Consider the following 17,590-nt stretch of genomic DNA (forward strand, 5'->3'; position numbering starts at 1 on the left):
AAAACACCGAAATATTTGACTTGACCACCTGAAGACTTAAAATACCGCATTTGAATTTCAATATTGCCAAGGTTATGTCGATCGATCAGTTAGAAACGCAAATTGCAGAATTAGACAATTTGCCTGAACACCGTGAAATTGTGACGTTTATGCGTCGTTCAGCACCACTTAATACGTCTCAACGCACGGCATTAGAACAACATCGCGATTTAATTTTGGAATATCCTGTTGGTGACTTACGTCAACACTTTGAACATCCAGAACGTCCTTTAACTGTTGAAATCGGTTTTGGTATGGGACGTTCGCTAGTGCTTATGGCTAAAGCAAACCCAGAACGCAACTATGTGGGCATTGAAGTCCATGTACCTGGTATTGCTCAATGTCTATATGAAGCAGGTATAGCGGAACTTAAAAACTTACGAGTACTCGATGCAGACGCGATTCAAGTTTTACGTGAAATGCCAGACAACAGTATTAACTGTGTACAACTTTACTTCCCAGACCCTTGGCAAAAGAAACGTCATTTCAAACGCCGTTTTGTTATTCATGAGCGTATGCAACTGGTTGAACAGAAACTTGAGTTTGGTGGTACATTCCACGCAGCAACAGACTGGGAACCATATGCAGAATGGATGCTTGATATTTTAGATAACCGTCCAGATCTTGAAAATTTAGCTGGTAAAGGCAACAGTTACCCTCGACCAGAGTGGCGTCCGGTGACTAAGTTTGAACGCCGTGGTATTGAGTCAGGTCATAAGATTAATGACTTTATCTTTAAAAAGATTAAGTAAACAACAAAAGGCTTAGTTCATTACTAAGCCTTTTATCTTTTAATATTAAAAAATTTATTAGCACTTACTTATTCTATTTTTTTCTTTCGAATTAATGTTTGCCAATCGCACTAAATCTAGCTATTTATAGAAACTGCTATTAGCCACACTAAAAATTGCTAAGGACAACCCATGTTAAAAATTTTAGGGCGTGATAACTCCATTAATGTTCGCAAAGTCTTATGGCTATGTGAAGAATTAAATCTTGAATATGAAAGAGAAGACTGGGGTCGAGGCTTTCGCTCTGCACAATCACCAGAATATTTCCAATTAAACCCAAATGGTCAAATTCCTGTTGTTTTAGATGGCGATTTAGTACTGTGGCAGTCTAACAGTATTATCCGTTATCTCGCCAATGCTTACGATAAAGACCATAAGCTTTACCCTACTCAAGCGAAAGAAAGATTCTTTGTTGACCAGTGGCTTGATTGGCAAGCGATCGAGCTAAATAATAGTTGGACTTATACGATTATGTCTTTGCTTAGAAATTCACCAAATCATCAAGATCAAGATTTATTAAAAAAAGGTATTGATAATTGGAATCACCATATGCAGATTCTTGACCAACAGCTTGCAAAAACTCAAGCCTATGTTGCAGGAACTGAGTTCACTCTAGCGGATATTCCAATTGGTCTATCTGTACAGCGCTGGAAGGCCACCCCTTTTGACCATCCAACACTTAAACATGTCGACCAATATTTTGAACTATTAAATCAGCGTGCTGGCTTCTTAAAATGGGGCAATAACGGCGAACCTTAATTTTAAAATCAGTTTTAGTCCGAGTGATGGCGCTTCACGATGCCATCACTTAAAAGTTGATAGACCTGTTTTAAGTCATCCCTATTTGCTTGAGTTAATAGACTCTCATGCATTGCCAAGATATTTTGATCTCCCCTTACCGCAGGCCCAGTTTGCATTTGTTTCGGATCGTTTTCAGTGGCTTTTTTTGCTGTTTCCACCATTAAAGGGTAGAGCAAGCTAAAGTCGACTTGTTCTGCATCCACAATCTGTTTAGCCATATCGAAACAGTAATTAGTAAAATTACAAGCAAATACAGCTGCCAAATGTAAAGTTAAACGCTGCTTTGAGGTGTATTGATATACTCGATTACTTAGGCTATTTGCTAAATCAGAGAGCATGGCTAAATCGGCTTTACTGGTCGCCTCTAAAAATAATGGTGTGGCCTGCCAATCAACATCTCTTTCCAGACTGAATGTTTGCAAAGGATAAAACACCCCTGCTTTTTTATGAATATTACTAATGACTTCGATATTGGTACTACCAGAAGTATGAACCATCAAAGTTTCGGGAAATAGTTGATGTACTTGCATTACAACATCAGCGATAGCGCTGTCTGAAACTGCCAAAATAATTAAATCACTTGCTTGAAACTCTTGAAGAGACTGACATGCTTTTGCTTGAATTTTTTCTGCAAACTTCTGGGTTTTCTCAAAATCACGCGCGTAGACTTGGGCAATGTGATGCCCCTTAGCCAAAAGTGCCTTTGCCAAATGAAAAGAAACACGCCCACTTCCTAACAAACTGATTTTCATGTCAACCCAACAATATTGATCTCTATAAAAAAGCTTCTCAAAATGAGAAGCTTTTTTCAAATCAGAATTCAGTAAAATCAAGATTTCTTATAAATCTATTGATTATTGGGCTACTGAAAACTCAATACGACGGTTTTTAAAGCGACCTTCTTCAGTCTTGTTGTCAGCAACAGGGTTTTCTGAACCATGACCTTGGGCAACAAGCTTAGAAGCATCTACTCCTTTAGAAACTAAGTAATCTACTACAGCTTGAGCACGGCGTTGAGAAAGTGCTTTATTGGCAGTAGCATTACCTGTTGAGTCAGTATGACCACCTACGTTTAATTTCACGCTAGTCACTTTATTTAACAGTGTTGCAGCTTGATCAAGAATGGCTTTGTTGTCTGCTGGAATTTCACTTGAACCACTCGCGAAGTTAATGATTTGCAAGTTAAGAGCTTTAACTAAAGCATTTACGTCTACATTGTTCGGGTCAATTGAGCCTAACGCTGTTTGCGAAGCCGTTAAACTATTACTCACAGATTGCTCAGCTGTTGCAGGTGCTGTACCAACAACTTCAGTATGTGGCACCAACGCTTTTACCTTAGCAGTTAAAGCTTCTAAAGCTGCGGCATCGCCTGCTTTCAATGTAATTTTGTCACCTACCCATTCTAAAGATGCATTTGGAACACCTTTCAATGCACCAAGTACATCTGCTAATGCATCCTTATCGGTAAATGCAGCAGCATAAGTTTGGCTAGTATCAACATCACAGTCTTTAGTCGCTGAAAGAACTTTCTTAACATGCATTTGCAAAGTTGCCAAGAAGCCCTGATCGCCAATACCTGCCTGACATTGACTCACAGCACCTTTGTCGTCTGTACTTAAAGTTAAAGTAGCAGGTGCAGCTGCTGCGGTTGCCACACCACTTGCAGGTGAAGTCTCAGGTACAGGTGTAGCTTCTTTATGCTGGCAAGAGCGCCACAACCAAGCGATTAATAAACCGAGAATAATCAGTGCAATAATGGGTAAAATTCCACGAGATTTCCCTGTTGTCTCGGTTGCCGCTGCAAGCGGTGGTGCAGTTGATGTCGTTACTGATGATAAACCTGCACCAAGACCTAATGGTGCCAATAGTCCAACTGCCCATCCTGGTAGATATGAACGAATCGTTTCTGCATGTTGACGTAAATAGTTCACAATACTTTGTTGATCACTTCCAGCAACTTCAGAAATCGTATTGAGACTAGGTTTGATCGCACTATTGAGTGTACTTTCAATCTCGGCAGATGGCGCAGTACCGCTTAAATGAGTCAGTACAGTATTTTTAATTTGATCATTATGAGAAAAAAGATCGGATAATGAGGGGGCTAAACTATTTTTTAATTGTCCGATAAGATCAGGTTTAGCAGCTAATAATGAAAGTAAAATTGGATAAAACTTAGAAAGCGCGTTAGTTTTTTCGCCTAGGAATCCATCCTGATTATCTAATATTGTTGAAGATACTTTTTCTTTAAGCAGTTCTATAGGGTTTATCGACATTGTTTATTCTCCCGAATCTTATACGTCGTAACCAGCAATTTTTTGGTTATTCAAATACTTCTGTTTGCTGATAGTTTTTTATTCTAATGCGCTCGAAATCTTTTGTTGTTTTTTAAATAATTTATATACAATTTTCCATCTAGTATTTACAAAACAGGCAGATCACAAAGATCTGCCTTTTTATATTTTGAATAAGTTTTTAGCCGTCGGAAACTACACAGCAAAAGTTTGTAGCACTTTACCAGTAAGGTTTTGACCCAGTAGTGGCGTATTTTTCCCTTGCGATAAAATAGTGTCTTTGCTTAAGGTCCAGCTTAATTCAGGATCGACCAAAACCCACCCTGCTTCGGCTTGCCAACGTGTAGTCATATTTGCTACCTGTGCAGGAGCACTTGTCACTTTGGTAACCCATTCAAGCGGCTCAAATAAGCCTTCATTAATAAGTTGAATGCCTAAGGCTACATAAGTATCGAATGCTGTAATACCCGGTTGAGTTTCAGCAAACGGTGCCATTTTCGCTGAACTACTTAATGGTTCGTGATGCGTACAAATTGCATCAATGACACCTTGTTTTAAACCTTGGCGTAAAAGTTCTTTATCTTGCTCAGAACGCAATGGTGGACGAACATGTGCAAGTGAGTTGAAGCCATCAGTTAATTGCTCAGTTAAATGTAACTGATGCATTGCTACATCGGCAGTGACAGGCAAGCCTTTTGCTTTTGCTGCACGAATTAACTCAACAGATGCACCGCAAGACAACAAGCCAAAGTGAGCTTTAACACCTGTCGCTTCAATCATAAGCAAATATTTTGCAATCGCTACAGTTTCAGCAATTGCAGGAATCATCGGCAAACCTTGACGCGATGCGATAAAACCTTCATGAGCACATCCGTCTTTAGCAAGTTGCGGTTCTTCAGCATAGAACACGACTGTTAAACCAAGACCAGCCGCATACTCAAGCGTGCGAACAACAACATCGTCATTTTCAAATGCAGCATTCGCATTTGAAACAGCAGTACAACCACCCTTTTTAAGGCCAGCCATATTTGCTGGTTGTTTACCATTTAAGCCTTGAGTCTGCGCACCGATAATATGCATATGGATACCACCATCAAGCCAAGCTTTTTCAACTAAGCCATGAATGAGGGCACCATTGTCCTGAACAATTGGCTTTGAGTCTGGAGGGGTAATGACATGCAAAATACCATTAGCACGTGCAGCCTTCCCTTCAGACTTAAGTGTACCGTGTTGTTGTTGACCTGGTTCACGTAAACGTGCGCACAAATCAACCATAGTCGGCATTAACCATTTGCCTTGCCCATCAATGGTTTGTTCAACTTGGTCAACTGCTGCAACCAACTTACCGTCTTGAATATATACAGTTTGTACGCTGTCTGTTTTTTGGATTGGGTCTAACACACGTACATTTTCAATTTTTACAATACTCATGTGATCCATTCCTTACAACGCAATTGCTTCAATTAAACCTTGTTCTTGAAGTTGCCCTTGCATAGACAACGCCAATACAGCCATACGAACTGCAATACCGTTAGTGACCTGTTTTAAAATCACAGACTGGTCACCATCGGCAATACTCGAATCAATTTCTACACCGCGGTTCATTGGTCCCGGATGCATAACAATACAGTCTGGTTTAGCTAAACTTAGGCGTTCTTTGTTTAAGCCATACATTCTGTAAAATTCAGATTGCGAAGATAATGCTGGTGAATCAATACGTTCATTTTGAATACGTAGCGCAATAATCACATCACAACCAGTAACACCTTCATCCATGTTATTGAACAAACGAACATGGTCACCGTATTCTGAAAAACCAACCGGCAATAATGTATTCGGTGCAATCACACGAATGTCTTTACATCCAAGAGTTTGAAGTGCAGCCACATCTGAACGTGCTACGCGAGAGTGCTTAATGTCACCAATAATCGCAACACTCAACTCTTCAAATGGTTTTTTGGTTTCACGGCGAATGGTCAGCATATCAAGCATCGCTTGCGTTGGATGAGCATGACGTCCATCTCCAGCATTAATAATTGCGACTTTTGGACACACATCTTTAGCAATGAAATGTGCAGCACCCGAAGATGAATGGCGGACTACAAAAATATCGGCAGCCATTGCCTCAAGGTTCCAAAGCGTATCTCGTAAAGTTTCACCTTTAGATGTACTTGAACGAGCAATATCAATGTTCAGCACATTGGCAGACAAACGCTTTGCTGCTGCTTCAAAAGTAGTACGAGTACGGGTGGAGTTTTCAAAGAAAAGATTCATCACCGTCCGTCCTTCTAAAAGTGGGCGGTTGATTAAATTATTATTATCATCTAAAAAGCTTTGCGCGGTATCTAAAATCTTAGTGAGGTTTTCTTTTGAAAGTCCCTCAATCGTTAAAAAATGTTTTAAATTTCCGTCTTGATTGAGCTGAACCTGGCTCGGCTGATGCAACGCTGCAATATGCATAATGGATTCCTATGGGTCGAATCGCGAAAACGTGCATAGTGTAGCTGAATTCCAGCTTTTTCGCAGAAGAACTTTACAGAATAAGACCCTAAATTGACCAGAAAATTTAGGGTCGCGCAAAGATTACCTTAAAGCACCAATATAATGATGTGGAACTTGTGCCCGATAAATATCTTCAGCCGTGATTTCTGTTTCTTCGTTCAACTGAACGGTGTTAGCGATTTGTTTTTGAGGAAGCTCGGGTATTGAGTCAGTCAATGAGTTTAATCGCTCAACAAAACGTTTTAATTCATCGTCATCTGTTTCCAAGGCAAGTGCTATTACATACTTTGCATAATCTTTATTTTGGACCACATACAATGCATCTATGACTCGCCCCGTGACTCTACGCATACGTACATATATTTGTGTAGAGATTGAAAAAGCTTCCGCATTGGTTACAAAACCATTCCCCATCATATCTTTCATTTATATTCCCCTATGCTTTCAAATCATAAAATTGGTTAAAAACCATTTAATAAATAAGCGTTACTCATAGAGGTTTAGCAAAATACATACCAGTTTATATATTTTAAGCTTTAAAAATCAGTTTATTGATTGCCAAGTGATAGGTTGCAATAATTTAAAGACCTTTACACATCAAAATAAGTTAAACTTTGCATCGTTAATATTTATATGTTTTGGTCAATTGAGTTTATGAATACCTCTTTACGTTTAAACCACTATTGGATTACTTGTGCTGATGGTTTAGAAAGCCTCTTACAAGAAGAAATAGAACAGCTTGGCACCAAAGTGACAGAACGTAAAGCCGGACGTTTAATCATTGAAGGAACGCTTGAGCATGCTTATCGTATTTGCATGTGGTCGCGTCTCGCTTCTCGTGTTTTACTTCCAATTCATACTTATGAACTTGAACACACACATGATGCACGTGATGTAGCAGAAGAGCTTTACGAAGGTGCAATGAGCTTTGACTGGTCACTTATTTTTGCACCACAAAGTACCTTCGCTATTCGCTTACATGCAGAGCGTGAAATTAAAGTTAATACCCAATTTGCAACGCTTCGAGCAAAAGATGGTGTTGTCGATTCCTTTATGGAAGCTGTAGGTCGTCGCCCAAGTATTGATACTAAACAACCAGAAATTACCTTATATGTACTTGCTGGTAAGACCGAACATACTTACTGTCTAGATTTATCTGGTGACTCATTGCATAAACGCGGCTACCGTCGCTACATGACAGATGCACCGATTAAAGAAAACCTAGCTGCCGCAATTTTACAAAAAGCTAAGCTTAAAGAACGTAATCCAGAACTTGTACTCGACCCAATGTGTGGTTCAGGTACATTTATCATTGAAGCATTAATGATTTTAACTGACCGCGCACCTGGTCTTGTTCGTCGTTTTGGCTTTAATGGCTGGCATGGTCATGACCGTGAACTTTGGCTTTCGCTCAAAGCTGAAGCAGCAGAACGTCATGAGAAAGCGCTTGAATTACCTTTACCTAAGTTTTATGCCTACGATGCAGATTGGGAAGCGGTAAAAGCAACACGTGAAAATATTATTGCGGCGGGCTTCGAAAAACTATTAAGCGAAATTCAAATTGAAGAACGTACTTTAGCTGACTGGCCAGATTTCGCCGCTGAAAAGAAAACAGCTTTTATTGTAACTAATCCGCCATATGGTGAACGTTTAGGTGATAAAGCATCAAACCGTTCTCTTTATTTAGGTCTATCTGCACTTTTACAAAAACATTTCCCAAATCAATATGCCGCTATTATTGCAGCTCAAATTGAACAAGCCGATGTTTTAGCTTTTGAAGCACCTGAAACTTTACGTTTAATGAATGGTAAGTTACCAATTTACATTCGCTTCGGTGCAATCAAACCAGAAAAAGTAACACAGCCATTTTTAGCAACTTGGCAAGCTCAACCCGTGGAAATAGAAGAAGCTCAAGACTTTGCTAACCGTTTGCAAAAAAATATGACTGCCTTGAAAAAATGGGCTACTAAAGAAAATATTTATTGCTTACGCTTATACGATGCCGACTTACCTGACTTTAACGTCGCTGTAGATTTATATGGCGATCGCTTACATGTTCAGGAATATGCTCCACCAAAAACAATAGATCCTGAAAAAGCAAAAAAACGTTTTAATTTAGCGCTTGCTGTAATTCGTGCTGTGACTGGTTTGAACCGCGATGCTATTTTTATTAAAACACGTGCTCGTCAAACCGGTACCAATCAATATACGAAACAAAGCACCGCTTCAAAACGTTTTATCGTTCAAGAAGGTAAAGCTAAAATTTTAGTGAACCTAACCGACTACCTCGATACAGGTTTATTCCTTGACCATCGTCAAATGCGTTTACGTATTGCTCAAGAGGCTCGTGGTAAACATTTCTTGAACTTATATAGTTATACCTCTACAGCAAGTTTACATGCTGCTTTGGGCGGTGCCGCTAGTACCACAAGTGTCGACTTATCGAATACTTACTTAGGCTGGTCGAAAGAAAACTTCGTTTTAAATGGTTTAACTGTAGATCATGCAGACGAACAACACATGTTCTTTGCAAGCGACTGTTTTGAATGGTTAAAAGAAGGTCACGAACAATATGATCTTATCTTTATTGACCCACCTACCTTCTCTAACTCTAAAAAGTTCTACGGTACTTTCGACGTACAACGCGACCATGTTTCTCTTATTAAACGTGCAATGAACCGTTTAACAAGTGAAGGTACACTTTACTTCTCGAATAACTATCGTGGCTTCGAGATGGATGAAGAGATTGAAGCACTATACGACGTTGAAGAAATTACGTCTGAAACGATCGGACTTGATTTTAAACGAAATCAAAAAATCCACCGTGCTTGGAAAATTCAGCATCTAGGTCTGAACTAATATAAATTTGGCGAGAAGTTATTATTACTTTACGGTAATGATAACTTCGCCACGTACATTTTTTGGCTCAAATTCATAACGTGTAAAACGATCTGCCCGATCTGGTAATGCAACCATCTCTAGTTCTTTCTTTTCTTTAATATCTATTACCTGATTTTGTTTTTGTTCCTGATAAGGTGATAACACACTCGACCTTAATGAATTCCAGCGAACTTCTTGTAAATAGTTATCTCCTAATTCTTTTCGAGCTCGATGCTGTTCTTTTTCAGGCTTCTTGGCATCATCTTGGGCTTTAGCAATAATAACGGGTAAAGATGCGGTTATCGCTCCTGTCTGAGTCGAAAGCGCACTTTCACTCATGGGTTGAGCAGCCCAAGTATTTGATAATAATACAGACATACCGCTTAAAATTATTAGCGCACACCCTTGCTTATTATTCATTACCTACTTCCTAAAATTGTTATTGTTTGTTATATCGAATAAAACTAGCAACTTTTTAACCTTGTCGCAATGTTATAAAGGAACTTCCCGATAATTAGCATTGATCATTTTAAAATCAAAATATATCACAAGTATTTCGTCACTATTCAATAGTTTTATAGATTGTTATCTCAGGCTTGAAGGATATCTTTAAATCACTTACTGTAATTTTATAATTCATTTGTATTTGATTTTATTTATAAATACACACCATACGAGGTGAAATAATGCTCCAGCAATGCTGCCAATTATTAGAAGATCTTCAACTTAAAGTTGCATTTATTGAAAGTGCCAGTTCAGGCTACTTAACCAGTCAGTTTTCGATTCATAAAAATAGTGGCGCTGATATTTTACTGGGCGGTTTGGTTAGTTATGACCCCAGCATTAAAATTAGTATTTTAAAAGTCGATCCAAATTTAATTAATATGTACACAGCTGAATCGCCACAAGTGACAGAAGAAATGTGTAAGTTGGGCCAAATCTTATTTCAGCAAGCAGATATTATTGTAAGTTGTACGGGTTTACTCAAACATGGTGGAAGTGAAACCGCAGAAAAGCCTGTAGGTACTTTTTTTATCTGTATTTCTTACAAAAAGCGTATTTATCATTATCATTATTTTTTATCTGGCCATGCCGAACAAAAACTAAAAACTCTCACACAAAAAGTAGCAGACTCAATTATTACGCTTATATCATCTAATCAAAATAAAATTTAAATATAAAAAAGAGAATATGTTTCCATATTCTCTTTTCGGTTTTAGCAGAAAGAGCTTAGCTCAGTTTCATCTTATCAAAAACTAAGTGACCATGCTCGCCTTTAACTAAAATAGTGTCACCTGCGACAAAATCACCCGATAAGATTTTTTGAGCTAATGTGTTTTCAACCTGTTGTTGAATTGCACGTTTTAATGGACGCGCTCCGTACACAGGATCAAAACCAGCATCAATCAATAAATCAAATGCACTGTCATCAACATTCAAGCTCATATCACGATCAACCAGACGTGAACGTAAACGATCTAACTGAATATCCGCAATACCACGAATCTGCGCTTTCTTGAGTGAGTGGAAAACCACAAGCTCATCAATCCGGTTAATAAATTCCGGACGGAAATGCTGACTTACTGCATTCATCACGACTGTACGTACTTCGTCATCAGTTGCACCATCACCTAGCTCACGTACATCTTGTGAACCTAAGTTTGATGTCATCACAATAACCGTGTTTTTAAAGTCCACTACTCGACCTTGTGAGTCAGTTAAGCGACCGTCATCCAACACTTGTAGCAAGATATTGAAAACATCAGGATGCGCTTTTTCAACCTCATCAAACAACACAACACTATATGGTTTACGACGAACAGCTTCAGTTAAAACACCGCCTTCTTCGTAGCCAACATACCCTGGAGGCGCACCAACTAAACGGCTGACAGAATGTTTTTCCATGAATTCACTCATGTCGATACGAATCATGGCATCATCACTATCAAACAAGAAGTTAGCTAAAGCTTTAGTCAACTCAGTTTTACCTACACCCGTTGGCCCCAAGAACAAGAATGATCCGCTAGGACGATTCGGGTCAGATAAACCTGCACGTGAACGACGTACTGCATTCGATACAGCAACGACTGCTTCATCTTGTCCAACAACACGGTCATGTAAAAACTCTTCCATATGAAGAAGTTTTTCACGCTCGCCTTGCATCATTTTAGCAACCGGAATACCCGTTGCAGCACTAACCACTTCAGCAATTTCGTTTTCAGTCACTTTAGTACGAATGAGTTTTGGTTCTTCGTTTTCTTCAGCAACTTCGTCTTGCTCAAGTTGTTTTTGAAGCTCTGGAATTACACCATATTGCAAACGTGCCGCTTCAGCCAAATCACCTTCACGCTGAGCTTTTTCAAAAGCAATACGCGCTTTATCAAGTTCAACCTGAGCTTGTTTGGTACCCTCTACTAGAGTTTTCTCAGCCTTCCACACTTCTTCAAGATCGTTGTATTCTTTCTGAACTTCGGCGATCTGCTTTTCAAGATGAGTAACTTCGGCTTTACTGCCTGCATCTTCATCTTTTTTCACCGCTTCCAATTGCATTTTCAACTGGATTAAACGGCGGTCAAGCTTATCAAGTGCTTCAGGTTTAGAATCAATCTCCATTTTGATACGAGAAGCTGCTTCATCGATCAAATCAATTGCCTTGTCTGGTAATTGACGGTCTGTAATATAGCGATGAGACATTTTCGCCGCAGCAATAATCGCTGAGTCTAAAATTTGCACACCATGGTGAGTAGCATATTTCTCTTTTAGACCACGTAAAATCGCAATGGTATCTTCTACACTTGGCTCATCAACCAGTACTTTTTGGAAACGACGCTCTAAAGCCGCATCTTTTTCAATGTATTGGCGATATTCGTCTAAAGTAGTCGCACCCACACAGCGTAACTCACCACGAGCCAATGCAGGTTTCAACATGTTCCCTGCATCCATCGCACCGTCGCCTTTACCAGCGCCTACAAGCGTATGCAGCTCATCAATAAACAGGATGATTTCGCCTTCGTGTTTCGCCAAATCTTTTAAAACTGCTTTTAAGCGTTCTTCAAACTCACCACGATACTTCGCGCCCGCAAGTAATGATCCTAAGTCGAGGGATAAAACACGTTTATTTTTTAAGCCCTCTGGCACTTCGCCATTCACAATACGCTGTGCTAAACCTTCAACAATAGCGGTTTTACCCACACCCGGCTCACCAATGAGTACAGGGTTGTTTTTTGTACGACGTGACAAGACTTGAATGGTACGGCGAATCTCATCATCACGCCCAATAACTGGATCAAGTTTTCCAGATAAAGCCCGCTCAGTTAAATCAATCGTATATTTATTAAGTGAGTCACGTTGGTCTTCGTGATTATTACTCATGACTTTGTCACTACCTCGAATAAGTTCAATTACTTTGCGTAAGCTGTCGGGAGTTACACCTACGGCACTTAAAATATTTTTCGTTTCACCAGTTTCTGCCAAGCCCAATAAAACCCAGTCAGTTGACAAAAATTCATCACCCGCTTTTTGCGCATATCGATCGGCCAAGTTAAGCGCTTTAACTGCTTCTGGGTTTAAGTTGACATCGCCTGTCGGATTCGCAATAGTCGGAGCATCTTTGATAGCTTGCTCAAGCTTTTGTTTAAGTTCAGGTAACCGTGCACCTGCTTGTTGCAGCAAGCTAATATTTGAAGGCTCTTCTAATAAGGTACTCAAAATATGAATACCTGCTATAGCGGTATGGTCTTTACCCATCGCTAAAGATTGAGCATCTGAAAGGGCTTGCTGCAAGCGGTTTGTAAATTTTTCAAAACGCATTCTTGTTATTCCTCACAACAAATTTGTACTTGTCTAATAGATGGGAACACTTTTTCGGATTTCAAATAAATTTTTATATATTTTTCATAATGTTATTAAAATAACAATAAGTAAAACTCCATTATAATATGGGTTTATGAATGATCTATTTCAAGTATATTTTGTATAATTTTTAAGAGAAAACAAAAACGTGATATTTCCTCTGAATTTTTATCATAAATGGCAATCTTAAAGCCATAATATCTTTATTAATTATCGTATTTAAATTTAAAAAGATTAAAAGCAGTCCCTCACTTGAGAGACTGCCTCATCAGATAGCTAATCAATTATGCCATTGATGGAACGGACACTTAGCTTGCTCTGTTTTTTCTTTTGGAATATCTGGCGTAGAGATTGGACGACGCTGATGCTGTTCCTGAATGATAGGAAATACCGACGTAAAGAAGTTTGACCAACCACCAGTACGTACTCTTAATAAATTATATTGCTCAGGTGATGTTACCGCTTGAGTAAATGTTTCTGGGTTAGCGACCGTGATCGTTAAAATATTAGATGACCCACCTTGGCTGAATTGTTTCAATATCTTGATCAAATCTTTAACGCCAAAGTCTTCACGAATATTAAAGTCTGTAGGTGCACCATCTGCCATTAGATTTGTACCCGTACCATCAAAACCTTGCAAAGCCCGACTGAATTCAGCGATTTGATGATCAACAGCCAAATCAGCTGGACTTGGCGATGGACTTAAATCTGATGCTACTGTTGTACCTAAACGACGACCATCAGCGCTCGCCCCATTCCATGCGCCCATCTCCACATGATTTTCAAAAGTTCCCACACCGGGTTGAATCTGAATACCAAAAGGATGCTCTTCTGAACCATAACGTTCAGCTAAGCCTTTAAGACTTTGCGCAAATTGTGGCCATGGTTTTCTAAATGTTTCGACTGAAATTTCAGCAATCATTTGAACAATCTGATCGCCTAATTTATCGACTTCAGAGTTTCCTCGTCCATAACGCGGTTGTGCCAAAGCAATCTCTCGTAAACGCTTATAGCGATCAGCTTGTGCAGCAATACGAGCATGCCCAGCTAAATTACTAATAAATGGCTCAGTCATTTTATAACCCCAGTCACAACACAAGCACTCTAAGAGTTCAGGTAATGTAGTTACCGCAGTTAATGGATCAAAAACCATTGCCTTAATGGCATATAGTGAATTAATGGTATTACTGAGCGAGATATAACACGGTCCATAAATATTATATTTAGCACCACCACTATAAAAATCCTGACCTTTAGCCAAACAATCATCCATCAAAACATTTAGAATTGGAGATGGACAAATATCTGTATTGGCACCATAACCCAGAATTTGCCCATTAAATGCCTTGCGATTGAGCAATTCAAAATGTTGCTTATATAGATCTAATAGTTCTTCAAAACTATCTATCTGATCGGCAGGTTTCGTATTTAGTGAAACAGTTTGCCCAAACAGATAGCTTTGCCCAGCACTTGAAATTGTTCTACCCTGATTTAATGCACATTCCAAAGGCTGTAATGTCGAGAATCCACCTAATGAAAACCAGTTTTCGCCAGGGAACTGAGGTTCATAACAACCATCACAAGCATAATTTTGAGCTGAACGAATATCGACTTTAGAATTCCAAATTGGCAAATTAGAGAGTACATCTCCCCCTACACCATCTCCACTTTGGTGAAGACTAGGAATAAGCTTTTCATCATTTAATAAAATCGGGTGAGCACCACCAGATAAAATTGCATGTGCAGCTTCTTCTAAAATATCTTCAGGAATATCTTTGCGTGTGCGTAAAGACAAACACGGCGCATTTAATGGTAACCGGCCCGATGCACGAATGAATAATTTTGTGACCTCATTATAAGCTGGTTTGGTTTTAGAAAAGTTTTCTTCACCATCAGCGACTGTACCACCAACTGTAATCTGTTGAATCCATTGTCCCAAAGATGCACCTTGAGGATAAGGACCTGAGCTACCACCCATCGCAAGATTACCAAAAGGTTGATGGTCTTCCATAAACATACGGTTCTGTTGTACTTTTTCGTCTAGCTTGATATAGAAGGCATCGATAATTTCCTGTGCTTCTTCAGGCGGAATCGCGTCTTTGTCAAGGAAAGGTTGCAACAGCTGATCCATACGTCCAAATGCTGTTGGCTCACCATTTAAATGCAAACAACTATGCAATGTGAAAATAAATTGAACTGCTTCAATAAATGTGTCCGGTTTATCTTTCGATAACTTTTCCATTCGATGACCAATTGCAATTAAATTATCTATTTCGAACTCTTGTCCTTCTTGCATCTGGTCTGCAATTTTAAATGCAAGTTTTGAGTAGTTTAAGAAATATTCAGAAATACCAACTAGTGCTAATCTCGAAGCTTCATAGAAGTCTTTTTTCTCTGGAGTCTGCGCATTGCTTGCATGTTTCGTAATTTCTTGTTGTAGACCAGCTAAACCTAAATCTAGTGCCTTTTTATAATTAGGAATAACATGCCCAACCCCCGATGCTTCACTTAAGTTACGCAAAAAGCCCTGAAGACGTTCTTCTTCAGACAAATACTTCATAACATAACGACCTTCACCCAAGGTCAGATTTGGCATAGCTCCCACAATAATTTCATCTGGCATAATGCGATAAGTATCTGATCCATAAATGACCTTACCTTCACATTCACGCCCAGTTGAATATGGAATCATTTCACCATTTTTTAATAAAATTTTCCGTCCGCGAAAACCATAGTTTTCTGATGAGAATAACTGCAAACTTAATCGAATGGCCCAACCTTTGCGCAGCATAATAGATAAACCCATAATATTTTCAGGCTTATCACTGATATCGAACTCATCAATATAATAATCTACCCCTCGTTCAATTTCTTCTTGTTTACGGTTGAAGTACCAGTTGTCTTGCCATAAAGAAAATGTATTTTCAAGTAAACTTAAAATACGATTAGAAGGTGGTTTAAAAAATTCACTATGGGGATTTAGCCCAGTTGCCATATTAAAAAGATAATTACTATGATTATAGTACATCAAACCATTATCTGAACTGTTCGTATAATGGCGATCAAATCGATTCCAATCCATACCTGGGAAAAAATTCCAGTTATCTTTATCTAATCGACTAAAATCATATAAGTATTCTGGTGCATCATCTAATGCTAAATCTATTAAACTTGGAATATAAAATATTCCTCCCAAGTCTGAATGAAGGCTATTGAATAGACGGTCATTCATAAAGCCTTCTATTGCCCCAATCTGACTTGCCATAACTTCTTCTAAAATGGCAGCAGTTTTTGCAAATCCAGCAAAATAAATTCCTGCTTCATCGGCTTTAGTTACCGATTTTGGCACTCTAAAACTTGAATTTGATTCAGCACGGCCAAACGGTAAACCTAGACGCAGAATAGGCGTGGTATTTCCATTTTCATCTTGTACACGAGAAGCTTTAATGTGCGAACGACTATCACGGTCTGGAATAATTGTGTCGTCAGTTTTACGCCCAATCAAATCTTCAATTTGATCTTCTGACATCATGTTGATTTGATCCCAATTAATTAAAAACCTTTGAGATAAAACGTATGAGCCACCAAAATGATCAATATCTTCTGCACCAATTAACGTATGTTTTGCCAGTGAAATTGGATCAGATGGATTATTTAAATTTTCAGAAAAACGACACCCTAAAACCTTACCATTGCGACCTGTTTTAGATTGTGAAGCAGTAACTTGACTAAATATTTCTTTAATATCTGAAGCTAAAAGATGCTCAATATATGTCTGTAATACTGTACACGCATCGGCATCATCGCTTTTTACATGCAACCAAATGTCGCCATCCGAATTTTTAAAACTCCCATTCGAATCAGAGAAAACTTCTGAGACATTTGGGTTCTTTTCTTCTGGATAATGTAATTGCATTCCCTTTGGTCGTGACAACTTATCTTTTTCACAAATCAGATCCCAATTGTCAAAAGATACACCAATTGCCAAAGTTGTATTTTTACTAGAAAGTGCTGGATTCTTATTAACCTCTTGACGCACAGCTATCATTAATTGTCGTATTTTTTCCCGCGTAATTTCTTTATTTAGCCAAACTGTACTAAAAATGGCATGGGGTGAAGGATAAACCAACCCACGTTGCATATATTTCCATATTTCAGTAAAACGATCTTCATAAGATATATTTAGCATTATATTAGTTCCTTTAAAATTTTTATATAATAATTAAAAGTATGATTATAAATTTAATTACAAAAGCATTATTCATAATAAAATTTCAAATAACAAGATATTTAAAATCAAACAAAAACAGTAAGAATTAATAAACATTCTCAATAAAAATTTAAGTTTAGAGAATTTAAAATATAAAGCAGAAAAAGTCACAAAAAATAAAGCCAATCACATAAAACAAGCCATCAATTATTAATATAAAATAA

Annotated in this window: 12 protein-coding genes; 4 read left to right on the top strand and 8 right to left on the bottom strand. The window is 38.5% G+C overall.

Annotated elements, in window-relative coordinates:
- Positions 1-74 precede the first annotated feature (74 nt).
- Both trmB and AC056_RS02010 read left to right on the top strand, forming a co-directional pair.
- Entirely contained in the window at positions 75-791 is a 717-nt protein-coding gene (gene trmB / locus AC056_RS02005) for a tRNA (guanosine(46)-N7)-methyltransferase TrmB (protein ID WP_077162580.1), read from the top strand.
- Positions 792-962: 171 nt separating this feature from the next.
- The gene (locus tag AC056_RS02010) at positions 963-1,589 is read left to right on the top strand and encodes a glutathione S-transferase family protein (protein WP_077162581.1); all 627 of its coding nucleotides are present in this window, start codon (positions 963-965) and stop codon (positions 1,587-1,589) included.
- A 14-nt stretch (positions 1,590-1,603) separates the two neighbouring features.
- Here AC056_RS02010 and AC056_RS02015 read toward each other — a convergent pair whose 3' ends face one another.
- The 5 genes from AC056_RS02015 to AC056_RS02035 form a co-directional block, all read right to left on the bottom strand.
- Positions 1,604-2,383: a Rossmann-like and DUF2520 domain-containing protein gene (locus tag AC056_RS02015; protein ID WP_077162582.1), complete on the bottom strand. Its 780-nt coding sequence runs from the start codon at positions 2,381-2,383 to the stop codon at positions 1,604-1,606.
- A 102-nt stretch (positions 2,384-2,485) separates the two neighbouring features.
- Positions 2,486-3,904, bottom strand: coding sequence for an OmpA family protein (locus AC056_RS02020; RefSeq protein ID WP_077162583.1), 1,419 nt, complete (start codon positions 3,902-3,904; stop codon positions 2,486-2,488).
- 213 nt (positions 3,905-4,117) lie between these two features.
- Complete coding sequence (locus tag AC056_RS02025) at positions 4,118-5,353, bottom strand: dihydroorotase (protein WP_039250713.1); 1,236 nt, start codon at positions 5,351-5,353, stop codon at positions 4,118-4,120.
- 12 nt (positions 5,354-5,365) lie between these two features.
- Positions 5,366-6,382, bottom strand: a complete 1,017-nt coding sequence (locus AC056_RS02030) for an aspartate carbamoyltransferase catalytic subunit (protein ID WP_004702756.1) — start codon at positions 6,380-6,382, stop codon at positions 5,366-5,368.
- 123 nt (positions 6,383-6,505) lie between these two features.
- Positions 6,506-6,850 carry a hypothetical protein gene (locus AC056_RS02035; RefSeq protein ID WP_077162585.1) on the bottom strand — a complete coding sequence of 115 codons (345 nt, stop codon included), beginning with the start codon at positions 6,848-6,850 and terminating at the stop codon, positions 6,506-6,508.
- 228 nt (positions 6,851-7,078) lie between these two features.
- Here AC056_RS02035 and rlmKL point away from each other — a divergent pair, with 228 nt between their 5' ends.
- Positions 7,079-9,283, top strand: coding sequence for a bifunctional 23S rRNA (guanine(2069)-N(7))-methyltransferase RlmK/23S rRNA (guanine(2445)-N(2))-methyltransferase RlmL (rlmKL, locus tag AC056_RS02040; RefSeq protein WP_019458144.1), 2,205 nt, complete (start codon positions 7,079-7,081; stop codon positions 9,281-9,283).
- Between the two features lie 24 nt (positions 9,284-9,307).
- On the opposite strand, the gene AC056_RS02045 is transcribed toward rlmKL, so the two are convergent.
- Complete coding sequence (locus tag AC056_RS02045; protein ID WP_004702759.1) at positions 9,308-9,724, bottom strand: hypothetical protein; 417 nt, start codon at positions 9,722-9,724, stop codon at positions 9,308-9,310.
- Between the two features lie 266 nt (positions 9,725-9,990).
- Between AC056_RS02045 and AC056_RS02050 the strand changes: the two genes are divergently transcribed.
- Positions 9,991-10,479, top strand: a complete 489-nt coding sequence (locus AC056_RS02050) for a CinA family protein (protein WP_019458145.1) — start codon at positions 9,991-9,993, stop codon at positions 10,477-10,479.
- Positions 10,480-10,534: 55 nt separating this feature from the next.
- On the opposite strand, the gene clpB is transcribed toward AC056_RS02050, so the two are convergent.
- Together clpB and AC056_RS02060 are read right to left on the bottom strand one after the other, a co-directional pair.
- Positions 10,535-13,114 (bottom strand): ATP-dependent chaperone ClpB, encoded by a 2,580-nt coding sequence (gene clpB, locus AC056_RS02055; protein WP_077162586.1) that lies wholly within the window; start codon positions 13,112-13,114, stop codon positions 10,535-10,537.
- Positions 13,115-13,436: 322 nt separating this feature from the next.
- A complete protein-coding gene (locus AC056_RS02060; protein WP_077162587.1) occupies positions 13,437-17,345 on the bottom strand; it encodes a Dyp-type peroxidase in 3,909 nt (1,302 codons plus the stop codon).
- Positions 17,346-17,590: the final 245 nt, after the last annotated feature.

It is taken from the genome of Acinetobacter genomosp. 33YU, from assembly GCF_001990725.1.
GTDB lineage: Bacteria > Pseudomonadota > Gammaproteobacteria > Pseudomonadales > Moraxellaceae > Acinetobacter > Acinetobacter seifertii.

What these genes read in the sequence shown, in the direction of transcription:
- AC056_RS02020 (WP_077162583.1), bottom strand. Translation starts at nt 3,904, where the DNA reads ATGTCGATAAACCCTATAGAACTGCTTAAAGAAAAAGTATCTTCAACA.
- AC056_RS02045 (WP_004702759.1), bottom strand. Translation starts at nt 9,724, where the DNA reads ATGAATAATAAGCAAGGGTGTGCGCTAATAATTTTAAGCGGTATGTCT.
- AC056_RS02035 (WP_077162585.1), bottom strand. Translation starts at nt 6,850, where the DNA reads ATGAAAGATATGATGGGGAATGGTTTTGTAACCAATGCGGAAGCTTTT.
- AC056_RS02030 (WP_004702756.1), bottom strand. Translation starts at nt 6,382, where the DNA reads ATGCATATTGCAGCGTTGCATCAGCCGAGCCAGGTTCAGCTCAATCAA.
- AC056_RS02015 (WP_077162582.1), bottom strand. Translation starts at nt 2,383, where the DNA reads ATGAAAATCAGTTTGTTAGGAAGTGGGCGTGTTTCTTTTCATTTGGCA.
- AC056_RS02050 (WP_019458145.1), top strand. Translation starts at nt 9,991, where the DNA reads ATGCTCCAGCAATGCTGCCAATTATTAGAAGATCTTCAACTTAAAGTT.
- trmB (WP_077162580.1), top strand. Translation starts at nt 75, where the DNA reads ATGTCGATCGATCAGTTAGAAACGCAAATTGCAGAATTAGACAATTTG.
- AC056_RS02060 (WP_077162587.1), bottom strand. Translation starts at nt 17,345, where the DNA reads ATGCTAAATATATCTTATGAAGATCGTTTTACTGAAATATGGAAATAT.
- rlmKL (WP_019458144.1), top strand. Translation starts at nt 7,079, where the DNA reads ATGAATACCTCTTTACGTTTAAACCACTATTGGATTACTTGTGCTGAT.
- AC056_RS02025 (WP_039250713.1), bottom strand. Translation starts at nt 5,353, where the DNA reads ATGAGTATTGTAAAAATTGAAAATGTACGTGTGTTAGACCCAATCCAA.
- AC056_RS02010 (WP_077162581.1), top strand. Translation starts at nt 963, where the DNA reads ATGTTAAAAATTTTAGGGCGTGATAACTCCATTAATGTTCGCAAAGTC.
- clpB (WP_077162586.1), bottom strand. Translation starts at nt 13,114, where the DNA reads ATGCGTTTTGAAAAATTTACAAACCGCTTGCAGCAAGCCCTTTCAGAT.